Origin of the sequence: Acidocella sp. (assembly GCF_013044125.1) — a bacterium.
Lineage (GTDB): Bacteria > Pseudomonadota > Alphaproteobacteria > Acetobacterales > Acetobacteraceae > Acidocella.
Genome location: NZ_JABEVC010000156.1, coordinates 1 through 14,247 on the forward strand (window position 1 = coordinate 1; position 14,247 = coordinate 14,247).

Here is a 14,247-nt window from a genome sequence, read left to right on the forward strand (position 1 = left end):
AGTGGCCTGCTTGTCCCTTCCGTCCGCGGCGAGATGCAGCGGACTTCAGGGGCAGGACACTAGTGGGACACGGCATTTTCAATGACGTGTCCCACTAGCAGCCCTTCTCCGGGCCGACCTTGTGATAGGTCCGGCCGTGATAGATCAGGCCCGAAGCCGTGCCCCCCAGATGGATGGCCCGTACGGCGCAGAAGATGACGCTATGCGTGCCAACCTCCACAACCTGGTCGATCGCGCAGTCAAACGCGGCGGTTGCCCGCTCCAGCACCGGGGCGCCGGTGGCCAGGCGCAGCCATTGCGCGCGCGCGAAGCGTTCGGCCATCGGTATATTGCCCGCGCCGGCGAAGATGGGCGAAAGCTCTTGATGTTCGTGCGCGAGCACGTTCACGCATAAAAAACCGGCGGCGAGAATTGCATCGTGCTGGCTGGCGGTTTTGTTCACGCAGACCAGCAGGGTCGGCGGGTCGTCGGTTACGCTGCACACCGCCGAGGCGGTGAACCCGGAGTCGCCCTCCGGCCCCGTGGTGGTGATGATATTCACCGCGGCGCCCAGGCGGGACATGGCTTCGCGGAAATTCTGGCGGCTGGCGCTGGTGTTTTCGGTCATAGGGCAGGTTTAACCGGTTCCGGGCGGTTTGTGAAAGCCGCGCCCGCGCTGCACGGCCGATGGCCCGAAGCGCTCGCGCAGATGGTTGATGGCGTTTTGCCGGGCACGGCGGCGCGCGGCCCCGGCATCGGCCAGATCGCCCTGGTCGGCCAGCGCCTCGGCCACCAGAGGCGCCGCGCCGATGCCGATCAGGCGGAATGTGGTGCCGTCCACCTCGCGTGCCAGCAGGCCGCGCGCGGCATCGAAGATAGTTTCGGGCAGCTGAGTCGGGTTTGCGAGCCGCTGGCTGCGGGTACGGTTGAGGAAACCGGCGGTCTTCAGCTTCAGCACAATCCCCGCCGCCGCCAGGGCCTCGCCGCGGAGGCGGCGGCCCAGCTTTTCGCACAGGTTCCACAGAGCCGCCTCCAGCTCGGGGCGTGTGCGCAGGTCCACGGCGAATGTGGTCTCGGCGCTGATGGACTTGCTCTCCCGCGCAAGCCGCACTGGCCTTGAGTCCTCGCCGCGCGCGCGGGCCACCAGGGCGGGGCCGTCATCGCCCAGTTTCTGCACCGCCGTGCGCTCATCCAGCGCCGCCAGCTGCCCCACGCGCAAAATGCCCAGCGCCTGCAACCGGCGCACCTGCGCGGGGCCGACACCGGGCAGCAGCCCCACCGGCTCGGGCGCCAGCACCGCCGCCGCCTCCGCGCCAAACACGGTGAAGCCGCGCGGCTTGCCGCGTTCAGCCGCCAGCTTGGCCAGCAGCCGGTTGCGCGCGAGGCCGATGGAAACGGTGATCCCAATTTGCGCCTCCACCTGCCGGGCGAAGCGGTTGAGCACCACCGCCGGCGGCGCATGGTGCAGCGCCTGTGTTCCCGCCAGATCCAGCGCCGCCTCGTCCACCGAGAGCATCTGCACCAGCGGCGTCAGCGCCTCCATCAACCGCCGCACCTGCGCCGATGCCGCCGCATATTTTTTCATGTCAGGCGCGATCACCACGGCCTTTGGGCAGAGTTCGCGCGCCTTGAACATTGGCATCGCGCTGCGCACCCCATACAGCCGCGCCACATAGCAACAGGTGCTCACCACGCCGCGCGCGCCGCCGCCCACGATCACCGGCAGGTCGCGCAGCTCTGGCCTGTCGCGCTTCTCCACGCTGGCGAAAAACGCATCGCAATCGATATGCGCGATCGCCAGGCTGAACAGTTCATCGTGCCGCACCACCCGCGCGCCGCCGCAGGCCTCGCATACCGCCCCGGACACCTGTGCATCGCAGTCGCGGCAAATGGCGGGCATTTATCCGGGCCAGAGCCAGGCGGCGCCGCGCACGCCCGAGGAGTCGCCGTGCAGGTTGCGGACGATGTGGGGGGTGCAGGTGTCGGAGAAGATATAGGGCTGCATCAGGGCCGGGAGGGTGGCGGCGAGGCTGGGCAGGTTGGAGAGGCCGCCGCCGAGCACGATGGCATCGGGGTCCAGTATGTTGGTGATGGCTGCCAGCCCGCGCGCGAGGCGGTTGGCGTGCAAGGCCAGCGCGGCGGCGGCTTGTGCATCGCCGCTGGCGGCGCGGGCGGGGAGCTGGCTGGCGTCGCGCGCGCCGGGACCGTCGCATTCCATGGCCAGGGCGGGGCCTGAGAGATAGGTCTCCAGGCAGCCGGCGCGGCCGCACCAGCAGGGGCGCATCGGCATTTCGTCCATGCGCGGCCAGGGCAGGGAGATGTGCCCCCATTCGCCGGCGAGGCGGTGGCGGCCTTCGAGGATATGCCCGTTCACCACGATGCCGCCGCCGCAGCCGGTCCCCAGGATCACGCCGAAGACGACCTGCGCCCCGGCCGCCGCACCGTCCGTTGCCTCCGAGAGGGCAAAGCAGTTGGCGTCGTTGGCGACTCGGATTTCACGCCCGAGCAGGGTGCCGAGGTCCTGCTCGAAAGGGTGGCCGTTGAGCGCGTTGGAGTTGGCGTTTTTCACCAGCCCGGTGGCGGGGCTGATGCTGCCGGGGATGCCGACGCCCACGCTGGCGCTGGCGCCGAGCTCCGCCTCGGCCTGGCGCACGAGGCTGGCGATGGTGCCCAGCGCCTGGGCATAGCCCGCCGGGGTGGCGGTGCGGCGGCGCAAAACCTCATTGCCTCCAGGCCCGAGGACCAGAATTTCAGTTTTTGTGCCGCCGAGATCGACGCCGATGCGATAGCTCATGCGCTCTATGTCGGATGATTCACGGTCTTGCTCAAGACCGTCCGGACGCGCATTCTCAAAACCATGAGGGAGCGTGTGATCGATGCGCAGTTTCAAAAGTCGCCATTGCCGGTGTTGCGCGCCGCGCGGGTGCTGCGCGGCATGGCGGCGGGCGAGAAGCTGCGGATACTGGCGACCGACCCCCAGGCGGTGGCCGATTTCAGGGATTTTTGCAAAGTCACCGGCCATGCGCTGGTCGCCGCCAGCGAGAGCGGCGGGGTGTTCAGTTTCTCCGTCAAGGTGAGAGCGGCTGTGCCGTGAGTGTTGCGTTGTTCACGCATCCGGCGGCATTGGCGCATGATACCGGGCAGGACCACCCCGAATGTGCCGAGCGGCTGCGCGCCGTGCTGCGCGCGTTGGAGGTGCCGATGTTTTCCCCGCTGCTGCGCGAGGTCGCGCCAAAAGCCCCGGTTGCGGCATTACAGCCCGCGCATGCGGCGGCGTATGTCGCGGCCATGCTGGCGCTGCCGCCTGAGGAGACCACCTATATCGACGGCGATACGGTGTTTGGCCCTGGCACGCTGGAAGCCGCTCTGCGCGCGGCGGGCGGCGCCATGGCGGCGGTGGACGCGGTGATGGAAGGTTGGGCCAATGCCGCCTTCGTGGCGATGCGCCCGCCCGGCCATCACGCGGAGCCGGACCGCGCCATGGGGTTCTGCTTTTTCAACAATGCGGCGGTGGCGGCGTATCATGCCCGCGCGCGCTGGGGGCTTAAGCGGATCGCGGTGGTGGATTTTGATGTGCATCACGGTAACGGCACGCAGGATATTTTCGGCCCCGATCCCGAATTGTTCTACGGCTCTTCGCATCAGCACCCCTGTTTCCCCGGCACCGGCATGGTGCGCGAGCAGGGGGTGGCGGGCAATGTGATGAATGTGCCCCTCGCGCCCGGCTCCGGCGGGCCTGAGTTCCGCGCCGCCTGGGAGGGCGGGATCATCCCCGCCGTGGCCGCCTTCCGCCCGGAGTTGTTGATCATCTCGGCCGGGTTCGACGCGCATGTGGCCGACCCGCTGGCGCAGCTTCGCCTGCGCGAGGCGGATTTCGCCTGGGTGACGCGGGCGTTGATGGAACTCTCCGACACGCATTGTCCTGGCCGTGTTATCTCATTGCTGGAAGGCGGCTACGACCTCGCCGCCCTGGCCGCCTGCACCGCCGTCCATGTGCGCGCGTTGATGCGGTTGTGAATTTTCAAGTGAACCTGTAGGCAGCAAAACCATGACGGCAAAAAACGATATTTCGGCAATGTCCTTCGAGGATGCGCTGGCGGCCCTGGAGGCCATTGTCCGCGGCCTGGAGTCCGGCCAGCAAAAGCTGGAGGACGCGATTACCGCCTATGAGCGCGGGGCCGCGCTTAAAAAACACTGTGAAGCCAAACTGGCGGAGGCCGAGGCCCGCGTGCAGGCAATCGTCGCCCGCGCGGATGGCACTCTTGCCCTTAAATCCGAGGATTGACCGATGGCGTCTGATATTGTGCGCAACCCGAATGCCCTGGCCGAGGCACTGGCCGAAACCGCCCGCGTGGTGGAAGCCCAGCTCGACGCGCTGCTACCCGTGCCGGAGGGCGCGGAGGCCCGCGTCGTTGAGGCGATGCGCTATGCGGTGCTGAACGGCGGCAAGCGGATGCGCGCGTTTCTGGTGATGGAGACGGCGCAGCTCTTCACGGTGAACCGCACCTGCGCGGCGCGCGTGGCGGCGGCGGTGGAAATGCTGCATGCTTACTCCTTAGTGCATGACGACCTGCCGGCGATGGACGATGATGATTTGCGCCGGGGTATGCCGAGCTGCCACAAGCAATTTGACGAGGCGACGGCGATTCTCGCCGGCGATGCGTTGCAGACCCGCGCCTTTGAGGTGTTGGCCGAGGAAGACACCCATGCCGACGCCGAGGCGCGTTGCGAGCTGGTGCTGGCGCTGGCCCATGCCTCGGGCGCGCGCGGCATGGTCGGCGGGCAGATGATCGACATGGCGAGCGAGGGCAAAAAACTCTCAGGGCCGGAGATCACCCGCTTGCAGGCGCTTAAAACCGGGCGGCTGATCCAGTTCAGTGCCGAGGCCGGTGCGATTCTGGGCCGCGCCTCGCAGCCGCAGCGGCATTTCATCGCCGCCTTTGGCCGGGACCTGGGCGGCGCCTTCCAGATATATGACGATGTGCTGGACGAAACCGCCTCCGCCGAGGAACTGGGCAAGACAGCGGGCAAGGACGCGGCGCAGGGCAAGGCCACCATGGTCTCCGTGCTGGGGCTGGAACAGGCGAAGGCGCATGCCGAGCTGCTGGCCGAGCAGGCGGCGGGGTATCTGGAGAGCTTTGGCGAGCGTGGCGCGCTGTTGCAGGCGCTGGCCAGGTTTACCGTGACGAGGAAGAGCTAGGGGCTTTGCCCTGCTTGGGACTCAGGACAAAGTGTATGATTGGCACAAGATGCCGTTGGGCCGTCCACCCCAACAGTTACCATATTTTTATATATTACGGACAAAATATGTCCCCAATACATCCATCTGATATATTATAGTCGTCCAGCGTTATCCTGGCCGCCTACTTCGTCCCAAAAAGCCGGTCGCCGGCGTCGCCCAGGCCGGGGTGGATGTAGGCGTGATCGTCCAGCTCACGGTCCACCGCGGCGGCGAACACCGGCACGTCAGGGTGCGCGGCCTCGAACCACGCCAGCCCCTCGGGTGCGGCCAGCAGGCAGACGAATTTGAGTCTCCTTGCGCCGGCTTCCTTCAACATAGTCACGGCGGCGGCGGCGGAGTGGCCGGTGGCGAGCATCGGGTCGACCACGATGCACAGGCGCTCGGCCATGCCCTCAGGCACCTTAAAATAATATTTCACCGGCTCATGGGTCACCGGGTCGCGGTAGAGCCCAACATGGCCAATCCGCGCGGAGGGTACCAAATCCAGAATACCGTCCAGAATCCCCTCTCCGGCCCGCAGCACCGAGATGAAGCAGAGTTTTTTGCCCGAGACCTGCACCGCCTGCATCCGCTCCAGCGGCGTTTCGATGGTGATGGGCTCCAGCGGCAGGTCGCGCAGCACCTCATAGCCGAGCAGCAGCGCGATTTCGCGGCAGAGGCGGCGGAACTCGCCGGTGGTGGTCTCCTTGCGGCGCAACAAGGTCAACTTATGCTGTACCAGCGGATGGTCGATCACAGTAACCATTTGCTCACCCTTCGGCTTTTGGCAGTCTGATCACGAAGCGCGCGCCGATGATGGCGCCTTCCTCGTTGCGCCGGTTCTCGGCTGAGATGCGGCCCAGATGCGCCTCGACGATCTGGCGGGAGATGGAGAGGCCAAGGCCGGAGTGGCTGCCGAACTGCTCGCTCTGCGGCCGCTCGGAATAAAAACGGTCAAAAATACCGTCCAGCTTGGCATCGGGGATGCCGGGGCCTTCATCCTCCACCGCCAGCTCCACCATGCCGCCGGTCTCGCGCCCGCGCAGCCAGATTTTACCATTGGGCGGGCTGAAGGAGATGGCGTTGCCGATCAGGTTGCGCAGCACCTGGACCAGCCGGTTTTCCGCCCCGCGCACAAAAAGCCCGACCGCCGGGGCATCCACCACAACATAGGGGCCGCCTTCCTTACGGGTGGCGTCATGGATCTCGGCCAGCGTGGCGAGAATGCGCGCCATGTCGACAATTTCCATCTTGCTGCGCGACAGCTCGGAATCCAGCCGCGAGGAGTCTGAGATATCAGTAATCAGCCGGTCCAGCCGGGCGACATCCTGGGTGATGATGGCGAGCAGGCGCGCGGCGCGGGCGGGGTCCTCGACGCGGCTCAGCGTCTCAATGGCCGAACGGATGGAGGACAGCGGATTCTTGATCTCATGGCTGACATCGGCTGCGAACTGCTCGATCGCGTCCATCCGCGCCCACAACGCCTTGGCCGAACCATCCAGCGCGCGGGCCAGGGTGCCGATCTCATCGTTGCGCTCAGTTATGCTCTCGGGCAGCGCCTGGGTGCGCGCGCGGCCCTCTCGCATCAGCGCTGCCGCCCCGGCCAGCCGCAGAATCGGGCCGGCGATGGTGCGGGCCAGATAGAACGAGACGATGACGGTAAGCCCCAGCGCCAGGGCGAACAGGCCGAGGATGGAAATCCGCACCGCCAGCACGGCACTGTCCACCTCGGCGGCCTCGCGCGTCAGCAGCACCGTGCCCACGCTCTGCTGGCTTCGCTGGATCGGTTCGGCGACCGTAATGAGCAACTGCCCCTGCTTGTCGCGCCGCACGAACGGCGGAGCCTCCTGGTCCGGGCCGGCGCTGGTGAGTTGCAGAGCCTGGCGCGCGTCGGGCTGCCAGCCCAAGGTGGCCGGGTTTTCCCCGGCGCCGGAGCCCACGAGCCCGGTTTCATCAACCTGCCCCGCCACGGAACCCAGCAAATGGTCGTAAATGAAGCTGATCACACGGGGGAAAAACCCCTGCGGCGGCGGCGCGGCAAGCGGTTCGGTGACAATCGCCCCGCCAGGGCCGGGATGCACGCGCGAATTGGCGATCAACTCGCCATCCGGCCCATAGATCAGCGCCTGCGCGTTGGGGGAAGGCTCGGTCAGCTGGTAGAGCAGCGGTTGCGCCAGATCCGGATTGATGGTGGCGCCGCTGGTGTTTTCCTGCACGGCGGTTTGCGCTACGGCGCTGGCGTAAATCCGCGCCTGCTCACGCAAGGCGGAGACCTCGGCGCTGAGCAGCCCCTGCTGATACTGGTCCAGATAGAACAGCGCCGCGAAAATCAACGCCACGGGGAGCAGGTTGACCAGCAGGATATCGCGCAGCAGCCGCGAAAGGCGGGGTTTTTTATGCGTCATGGGGCGGCCGGGACGGTAATATGCAAACTTACGCTTCCTTGTAGCGGTAGCCGATCCCGTAGAGCGTCTCGATCTGGTCGAACTCGCCATCCTCGTTGCGGAATTTTTTGCGCAGACGCTTCACATGGCTGTCGATGGTGCGATCATCCACATACACGTTCTCGCCATAGGCGGCGTCAATCAGCTGGTCGCGCGACTTCACCATGCCGGGGCGCTGGGCCAGGGCCTTCACCAGAAGAAACTCGGTGACGGTGAGCTGGATGTCCTTGCCCTTCCAGAGGCACTGGTGCTTGGTCTCGTCCAGCGTGAGGTTGCCCCTGGTTAAAACGCTCGCGGGGGCAGCGCCTGACCCCTCGGCCTTGGATGCCTCATTGCGGCGCAGCAGGGCGCGGATGCGCTCCAGCAGCAACCTCTGGCTGAACGGCTTGGTGATGTAGTCGTCAGCGCCCAGGCGCAGACCCATCAACTCGTCCAGCTCATCGTCCTTGCTGGTGAGGAAGATCACCGGCATGGCCGAGCGTGCACGCAGTTTTTGCAGCAGTTCCATGCCATCCATGCGCGGCATTTTAATGTCCAGCACCGCAAGGTCGGCCGGTTTGGCCAAAAGGGCCTGCAGTGCCGACTCACCGTCCGTGAAGGTCCGCACGTCGAACCCCTCCTGTTCCAACGTCATCGAGACGGAGGTAAGGATGTTGCGGTCGTCATCGACCAGGGCAATTGTGTGTTTCATCTACTGGGACTCATATTTGCGGACATAAGTGTCAAGTGCATCGTGGGAGTGACCGGATTATGGCAGCAAATCAAGAGCGGAATTTTTACTCGGAGGCGGCCAGCCTGCTGGCAACCGCGCGGGCGGGCACTCTGGCCACAACAACCCCGGCCGGCCTGCCCCATGCCGCCCTCGTCACGCCGGCACCAGCGGCGGACGGCGCTCCCATCCTGCTGCTCTCAGACCTTGCGGCCCACACCAGAAACCTGCGCGCCAACCCGGCCTGCGCCCTGCTGATCACCGGCGCCCCCGTGGATGAAAATCCGCAGACGGCCCCGCGGCTGCTGCTCAACGGCACGGCGCGGATCATCACAGATTCCGCCGCCTGCGCCGCCGCGCGCGAACATTTCCTGCGGATACACCCGTATGCCGCCCAATATGCCGGGTTCGCGGATTTCAACCTATGGCGCCTGGAGCTGAACGACGCGCATTATGTCGGCGGATTTGCCGCGGCGTCCCGGCTGCGGCTCGCTGCGTTGCAGCATGAAATTAATCGCATTTTTGAGAAGTTTTCCGGTTGATACAAGGTGTTACGCTGCTTATGAAGAAACAGATTGCAGCCAGAGAGGAACGATTCAACCGTGACCCACATGACCGATCTCGCCAATCTCCATGATGCCGTTCCCCTCGCCGGCACAGGTGTTCGCGTCGCCGCCGCACTGCACGCCAACCTCACCGCCCCGGCCCTCGTGGCGCATTCCCTGCGCAAAAACGAAGGCCGCCTCTCGGCCGATGGCGCGCTGATCGTGCGTACCGGCGTGCATACCGGGCGCTCGGCCGGGGATAAATTTGTTGTCGATGAACCCTCCACCGCCGGGAATGTGTGGTGGGGCAAGATCAACCAGCGGCTGGCGGAGAGCAGCTTCGCCATGCTGAAAGGCCGCGTGCAGGCGTATCTGCAGGGCCGCGAACTCTTCACGCAGGACGTCTACGCAGGGGCCGATCCGGCAAACCGCATCAGCATCCGCCTGGTTACAACGGGCGCCTGGCACGCGATGTTCGCGCGCAACATGTTCATCCGCCCGCCGGCGGAAGACCTCGCCGGATTCGTGCCCGATTATGTGATTCTGCACGCGCCGGATTTCGAGGCGGACCCCGCCATCGACGGGGTGAAATCCTCCTCCGCCGTCGTACTCTCCTTCGCGGAAAAGATGATCGTCATCGCCGGCACGCAATATGCGGGTGAAATCAAAAAATCGATCTTCACGGTGATGAACTGGATCCTGCCGGAGCGCGGCGTGCTGCCGATGCACTGCTCCGCCAATATCGGCCCGCAGAACGATTCGGCGTTGTTCTTTGGCCTCTCGGGCACCGGCAAAACCACCCTCTCCTCCGACCCCACCCGCCGCCTGATCGGCGATGACGAGCATGGCTGGGGGCCGGAAGGCGTGTTCAACTTCGAAGGTGGCTGCTACGCGAAGGTCATTGACCTCAGCCAGAAGAACGAGCCGGAAATCTGGGCCGCGTCGCACCGTTTTGGTACCGTACTGGAAAATGTCGTGGCCGACCCGCAAGGCCGCCTGGACCTGACCGACCAGACCTATACCGAGAACACCCGCGCCTGCTACCCGGTGGAATTCATCCCTAACGTGGAACTTTCCGGCCGCGGCGGAACGCCCAAAAACGTCATCATGCTCACCGCCGATGCCTTCGGCGTGCTGCCGCCGATCTCCCGGCTCAACCCGGCGCAGGCAATGTACCACTTCCTTTCGGGCTACACCGCGCGGGTCGCCGGGACGGAAAAAGGCCTCGGCTCCGAGCCGCAGGCAACCTTCTCCACCTGTTTCGGCTCGCCCTTCCTGCCGCGCCACCCCCAGGTCTATGGCAAGCTGCTGCAGGCGTTCATCGCCAGAACCGGCGCCTCCTGCTGGCTGGTGAACACCGGCTGGACCGGCGGGGCCTACGGCGTGGGCAAGCGCATGTCCATCACCCACACCCGCGCCCTGCTGCGCGCCGCCCTGGCGGGCGAGCTGGACAACGTGGAATACCGCACCGACCCGTTCTTTGGGCTGCAAATCCCCCTGCATGTGAACAATGTGCCCGACGAGGTGCTGGACCCCCGCACCGCCTGGGCCGACCCTGCGGCTTATGATCTGGCCGCCAAAGGCCTGGTGCAGCGCTTTGTCGATAATTTCGCGACATTCGCCGATCTGGTCGACGAAGATGTGAAGGCCGCCGCGATCCGCGCCGCGGCCTGAGCTGCAGCCCGGCCCCTCCGCCCTTAACCTGAACCGCTCAACACAAAAGCCGCAGCCCCGCAAATCGCAAGGCTGCGGCTTTTGCCGTCTTCGCGCGAAAATTCGCAGGCGATTGCGCTGCAAAGACAAGCACCCGTGCGCCGCATCTGCTAAACTCCTGAGCGGTTTCACTGCATGGCAAGCACTAACGCTAACCACGATTTTACTGGCCATGCTTAACACACCGCAGCTGCACAGGAGAGCAAATGTCCAATAATCTGAAGTTCTATATCGATGGCGCCTGGGTTGACCCGGTGGTGCCCAACCGCATTACCGTCATCGATCCTTCAACCGGGCAGCCCTATACCGAGATTTCCGGCGGCAGCGCTGCCGATGTGAACAAGGCCGTGGCGGCGGCGCGGGCGGCTTTCCACTCATTCTCGCACACCACGCCGAAGGAACGGCTGGAACTGCTGAAAACCTGCCTGGCGATTTATGAGCGCCGGATGGGTGAGATCGCCGATGCCTGCGCGCATGAAATGGGCGCGCCGATCGGCTTTGCGCGCGACGCTCAGGCCGTCGCCGGGCAGGCGCATTTTGCCGCGCTGATCAAGGCGCTGCCGAATTTCGAGTGGAGCGAGAAGCGCGGCACCACGCTGGTGGTGAAGGAATCCCTTGGCGTGGTCGGGCTCATCACCCCGTGGAACTGGCCGCTGAACCAGATTGTCTCCAAGGTTGCCCCCGCGATCGCGGCCGGCAACACCATGGTGCTCAAACCCAGCGAAATCGCGCCGGTCAACGCGATCATCTTCGCCGAGATCATGCACGAGGCCGGGGTGCCAAAAGGCGTGTTCAACATGGTCAACGGCGATGGCCCCTCAGTCGGCCAGAAGCTCGCCGAACATCCGGATGTGGACATGATGTCCTTCACCGGCTCCACCCGCGCGGGGATTCTGGTGGCCAAGGCCGCGGCTGATACGGTGAAGCGCGTGGCGCAGGAGCTGGGCGGCAAATCGGCCAACATCCTGCTGCCTGACGTCGATCTGGACTCCGCCGTGCGCCAGGGTATCGGCGCCTGCTTCGTCAACAGCGGCCAGTCCTGCGATGCGGCAACGCGCATGCTGGTGCCGCGCATGATGCACGATGAGGCGATGGCCATCGCCGCCGATGAAGCCGCCAAGCAGACGGTCGGTCCGGCTTTTGGCAACAGCACGGTGCTGGGGCCGCTGGTCAGCCAGGTTCAGTTTGACAAGGTGCAGCGCCTGATCAAGGCCGGCATCGACGAGGGAGCAACACTGGCAACAGGCGGGCTGGGCCGCCCGGATGGCCTGAGCGGCGGTTATTTCGTCAAACCCACCGTGTTTGGCAATGTCACGCGCAACATGACCATCGCGCGCGAGGAGATTTTTGGCCCCGTGCTCTCGATCCTGCCGTATGATACGCTGGACGAGGCAATCGAGATCGCCAACGACACGGTTTATGGCCTGGCGGCCTATGTGCAGAGCAAGGACCTGGAAAAGGCCCGCGCGGTGGCGCGCGAAATGCGGGCGGGCAGCGTGTACATCAACTACCCCGAATGGGATTTGTTCGCCCCCTTTGGCGGCTACAAGCAATCGGGCAACGGCCGTGAATATGTGGATTTCGGCCTGAATGACATGCTCGAGATCAAGGGCATGATCGGTTACGGCGCTTAGCGTGCGATGGCCTCAGATTTCCCCGCTTTGCGGGTTAATCTGAGGTCTGACTCCGCATCTGACCGCCGCTAGCCTGATTGGTTTAAGTGCGATCAGGCTCTGGCCATTTTTCTGAGGGCGATTCACGCTTTCGGCTCGCTCGGTTGAGCGAACCTCAAACGATCGCGCTAAAACGGTTCGGCCGGGCCTCTCAGGGGCTTGGCCGGGCCGCTGGAATTATAATTTGTCCCCGCCGGCAATGACGTATCCGGCACGGCGGGAATTGCGGGGCGCATTGCCACGGGCGGCGCAGGCGGCGCCTGCTTTGGCGCCTCCGCCATTTCGCGCGTCTTATCACGCAGCGCCTGCGCCAGTTCGCCCGCGGCAAAGCCCTTGGCATAGCCTTGCTGTTCTGCCTGCTGCAAAGCCTGGGCGGATGCAGAACCGTCCATTTGCGCCAGCCCCCCAGGCGGCAGGGTACAGCCTGGCAAAACCGCAGCCACCGCCAGCCCCAGCAACCCGGCGCACAACCGCGGGCGCCCACTCCAGATTGACACCGTATCGAATCTTCTGCTCATTACCGCAGCATAACCCAGCCGTGAACGGACGTCATCTCACAGGTTAATGTTCCAGGCTCAAGGAGTTGCCGCCTTGAAAAATTTACCCCTGCCAAAAGTCTACCAGCTGATTGAACCGGGGCCGGTGGTGCTGCTGACAACCGCGCGCAAAGGACGGGCCAATGTCATGACGATGTCGTGGCACATGATGATCGAGTTCGAGCCGCCGCTCATCTCCTGCGTGGTGAGCGCCGCCAACCACAGCTTCGCGGCGCTGCGGGCAACCAAACAATGCGTAATCGCCATTCCCGGCGTGGCCATGGCCTCGCAGGTGGTGAAAATCGGCAATTGCTCCGGCCGGGACACTGATAAATTCACCAGCTTCGGCATCACACCCCTGCCAGCCTTGCGGGTGGAGGCACCGTTGATCGCGCAATGCCTCGCCAATCTGGAATGCCGCGTGAGCGATACCAAACTCGTGAACAAATATAACATGTTCATTCTGGAGGTGGTGAAGGCCTGGGTTGATCCCGCGCAAACTGACCGCCGGACCATCCATCACCAGGGTTACGGCAAGTTCGCCGTGGATGGCGAAGTGCTCAAGCTGCCTTCAAAGATGCGATGACACGCGCGGCGAATCGGTGCTAGCCTTCGCGCGCATAACACGGTTTCCAGTCATTCCAGGAGTGCATTATGAGCCAACATAATATCGCTGTAATCGTCGGCAGTCTCCGCCAGGATTCGTTCAACCGTAAACTTGCCACCGGCATCGCCCGTATGGCGCCGGCGGATTTCTCCTTCAACCCGGTGCGGATTGATGATCTGCCGCTCTACAACCAGGATGACGACGCCAATCAGGCCGCCAGCGTAAAGCGGCTGAAGGCGGAGATCGCGAGCTCCGCCGGGGTTCTGTTCGTCACGGCGGAATACAACCGCTCGATCCCCGGCGTGCTCAAAAACGCCATTGACAATGCCTCGCGCCCTTATGGCCAGAGCGCCTGGGCGGGAAAACCGGCGGCGGTGCTCGGCGTCTCGATCGGCGCGATCGGCACCGCGCTGGCGCAGCAGCATCTGCGCAATGTGCTGGCCTACCTTGACATGCCGACGCTGGGCGGGCCGGAGGTGTTCATCCAGGCGAAGGACGGGTTGTTTGACGATGCCGGGAATATCGGGCCGGGCAGCCAGGCGTTTTTGCAGGGGTGGATGGATAAATTCACCGGCTGGGTGAAACTGCACGCCTGAGCCTACCCCTCCCCCATCTTCACCGCGCCGATGAGGAATTCAATATTCCCCTCCGGCCCGGTGATCGGGCTTTTCTCCACGCCCAGCACCCGCCAGCCGGGGAGCGCTTCCCACCAGGCCTTGATTTTCGCGCACACCGCAGCGTGAATTTCCGGGTCTCGCACAACCCCGCCCTTGCCGACATGCTCGGGCCCCGCCTCGAACTGCGGCTTGATCAGCGCCAC

17 protein-coding genes are annotated in these 14,247 nt (G+C 64.7%); 9 read left to right on the forward strand and 8 right to left on the reverse strand.

The genetic code is table 11. From position 1 onward, the window contains the following. Positions 1-94: 94 nt before the first annotated feature. From HKL97_RS09730 to HKL97_RS09740, 3 genes are read right to left on the reverse strand one after another with little or no spacing between them, the layout of a single operon-like run. On the reverse strand, positions 95-607 hold the full coding sequence (locus tag HKL97_RS09730) for a flavin reductase (protein ID WP_291424816.1): 513 nt from the start codon (positions 605-607) through the stop codon (positions 95-97). A gap of 9 nt (positions 608-616) precedes the next feature. Then, a complete protein-coding gene (locus tag HKL97_RS09735) occupies positions 617-1,879 on the reverse strand; it encodes a DNA polymerase IV (RefSeq protein ID WP_291424818.1) in 1,263 nt (420 codons plus the stop codon). Further along, the gene (locus HKL97_RS09740) at positions 1,880-2,773 is read right to left on the reverse strand and encodes an ROK family protein (RefSeq protein ID WP_291424820.1); all 894 of its coding nucleotides are present in this window, start codon (positions 2,771-2,773) and stop codon (positions 1,880-1,882) included. Positions 2,774-2,800: 27 nt separating this feature from the next. On the opposite strand from HKL97_RS09740, the gene HKL97_RS09745 reads away from it, so the two are divergent. From HKL97_RS09745 to HKL97_RS09760, 4 genes are read left to right on the forward strand one after another with little or no spacing between them, the layout of a single operon-like run. Continuing rightward, entirely contained in the window at positions 2,801-3,073 is a 273-nt protein-coding gene (locus HKL97_RS09745) for a sulfurtransferase TusA family protein (protein WP_408820970.1), read from the forward strand. Next, positions 3,070-3,996 (forward strand): histone deacetylase family protein, encoded by a 927-nt coding sequence (locus HKL97_RS09750; protein ID WP_291424823.1) that lies wholly within the window; start codon positions 3,070-3,072, stop codon positions 3,994-3,996. Before HKL97_RS09745 ends, HKL97_RS09750 begins: the two co-directional genes overlap by 4 nt. A gap of 31 nt (positions 3,997-4,027) precedes the next feature. Continuing rightward, the gene (locus tag HKL97_RS09755; protein WP_284256113.1) at positions 4,028-4,264 is read left to right on the forward strand and encodes an exodeoxyribonuclease VII small subunit; all 237 of its coding nucleotides are present in this window, start codon (positions 4,028-4,030) and stop codon (positions 4,262-4,264) included. A 3-nt stretch (positions 4,265-4,267) separates the two neighbouring features. After that, positions 4,268-5,179, forward strand: coding sequence for a polyprenyl synthetase family protein (locus HKL97_RS09760; protein WP_291424826.1), 912 nt, complete (start codon positions 4,268-4,270; stop codon positions 5,177-5,179). 163 nt (positions 5,180-5,342) lie between these two features. On the opposite strand, the gene upp is transcribed toward HKL97_RS09760, so the two are convergent. Genes upp through HKL97_RS09775 form a run of 3 tightly spaced genes read right to left on the reverse strand, consistent with a single transcriptional unit; the run spans position 5,343 to position 8,335 of the window. Then, a complete protein-coding gene (upp, locus tag HKL97_RS09765) occupies positions 5,343-5,966 on the reverse strand; it encodes a uracil phosphoribosyltransferase (RefSeq protein WP_291424827.1) in 624 nt (207 codons plus the stop codon). A gap of 4 nt (positions 5,967-5,970) precedes the next feature. Then, entirely contained in the window at positions 5,971-7,605 is a 1,635-nt protein-coding gene (locus HKL97_RS09770) for an ATP-binding protein (protein ID WP_291424829.1), read from the reverse strand. A gap of 28 nt (positions 7,606-7,633) precedes the next feature. Continuing rightward, on the reverse strand, positions 7,634-8,335 hold the full coding sequence (locus tag HKL97_RS09775) for a response regulator transcription factor (RefSeq protein WP_291424831.1): 702 nt from the start codon (positions 8,333-8,335) through the stop codon (positions 7,634-7,636). Between the two features lie 59 nt (positions 8,336-8,394). Here HKL97_RS09775 and HKL97_RS09780 point away from each other — a divergent pair, with 59 nt between their 5' ends. The 3 genes from HKL97_RS09780 (at position 8,395) to HKL97_RS09790 (ending at position 12,245) form a co-directional block, all read left to right on the forward strand. Further along, positions 8,395-8,895 (forward strand): HugZ family protein, encoded by a 501-nt coding sequence (locus HKL97_RS09780; protein WP_291424833.1) that lies wholly within the window; start codon positions 8,395-8,397, stop codon positions 8,893-8,895. Between the two features lie 69 nt (positions 8,896-8,964). Beyond that, entirely contained in the window at positions 8,965-10,572 is a 1,608-nt protein-coding gene (locus HKL97_RS09785) for a phosphoenolpyruvate carboxykinase (protein WP_291424845.1), read from the forward strand. Between the two features lie 245 nt (positions 10,573-10,817). Further along, positions 10,818-12,245 (forward strand): aldehyde dehydrogenase family protein, encoded by a 1,428-nt coding sequence (locus HKL97_RS09790; RefSeq protein ID WP_291424835.1) that lies wholly within the window; start codon positions 10,818-10,820, stop codon positions 12,243-12,245. Positions 12,246-12,412: 167 nt separating this feature from the next. Here HKL97_RS09790 and HKL97_RS09795 read toward each other — a convergent pair whose 3' ends face one another. Then, on the reverse strand, positions 12,413-12,781 hold the full coding sequence (locus HKL97_RS09795) for a hypothetical protein (protein ID WP_291424837.1): 369 nt from the start codon (positions 12,779-12,781) through the stop codon (positions 12,413-12,415). 94 nt (positions 12,782-12,875) lie between these two features. Here HKL97_RS09795 and HKL97_RS09800 point away from each other — a divergent pair, with 94 nt between their 5' ends. Next, positions 12,876-13,406, forward strand: a complete 531-nt coding sequence (locus tag HKL97_RS09800; RefSeq protein WP_291424839.1) for a flavin reductase family protein — start codon at positions 12,876-12,878, stop codon at positions 13,404-13,406. Positions 13,407-13,474: 68 nt separating this feature from the next. Beyond that, entirely contained in the window at positions 13,475-14,023 is a 549-nt protein-coding gene (locus tag HKL97_RS09805) for an NADPH-dependent FMN reductase (RefSeq protein WP_291424841.1), read from the forward strand. 2 nt (positions 14,024-14,025) lie between these two features. Here HKL97_RS09805 and HKL97_RS09810 read toward each other — a convergent pair. After that, positions 14,026-14,247: SAM-dependent methyltransferase (locus tag HKL97_RS09810; RefSeq protein ID WP_363238705.1), on the reverse strand; the 222-nt coding region annotated here is incomplete at its 5' end.

Coding starts and splice junctions, on each gene's coding strand:
- HKL97_RS09730 (WP_291424816.1), bottom strand. CDS start 607: ATGACCGAAAACACCAGCGCCAGCCGCCAGAATTTCCGCGAAGCCATG.
- HKL97_RS09735 (WP_291424818.1), bottom strand. CDS start 1,879: ATGCCCGCCATTTGCCGCGACTGCGATGCACAGGTGTCCGGGGCGGTA.
- HKL97_RS09740 (WP_291424820.1), bottom strand. CDS start 2,773: ATGAGCTATCGCATCGGCGTCGATCTCGGCGGCACAAAAACTGAAATT.
- HKL97_RS09755 (WP_284256113.1), top strand. CDS start 4,028: ATGACGGCAAAAAACGATATTTCGGCAATGTCCTTCGAGGATGCGCTG.
- HKL97_RS09760 (WP_291424826.1), top strand. CDS start 4,268: ATGGCGTCTGATATTGTGCGCAACCCGAATGCCCTGGCCGAGGCACTG.
- upp (WP_291424827.1), bottom strand. CDS start 5,966: ATGGTTACTGTGATCGACCATCCGCTGGTACAGCATAAGTTGACCTTG.
- HKL97_RS09770 (WP_291424829.1), bottom strand. CDS start 7,605: ATGACGCATAAAAAACCCCGCCTTTCGCGGCTGCTGCGCGATATCCTG.
- HKL97_RS09775 (WP_291424831.1), bottom strand. CDS start 8,335: ATGAAACACACAATTGCCCTGGTCGATGACGACCGCAACATCCTTACC.
- HKL97_RS09780 (WP_291424833.1), top strand. CDS start 8,395: ATGGCAGCAAATCAAGAGCGGAATTTTTACTCGGAGGCGGCCAGCCTG.
- HKL97_RS09785 (WP_291424845.1), top strand. CDS start 8,965: ATGACCGATCTCGCCAATCTCCATGATGCCGTTCCCCTCGCCGGCACA.
- HKL97_RS09790 (WP_291424835.1), top strand. CDS start 10,818: ATGTCCAATAATCTGAAGTTCTATATCGATGGCGCCTGGGTTGACCCG.
- HKL97_RS09805 (WP_291424841.1), top strand. CDS start 13,475: ATGAGCCAACATAATATCGCTGTAATCGTCGGCAGTCTCCGCCAGGAT.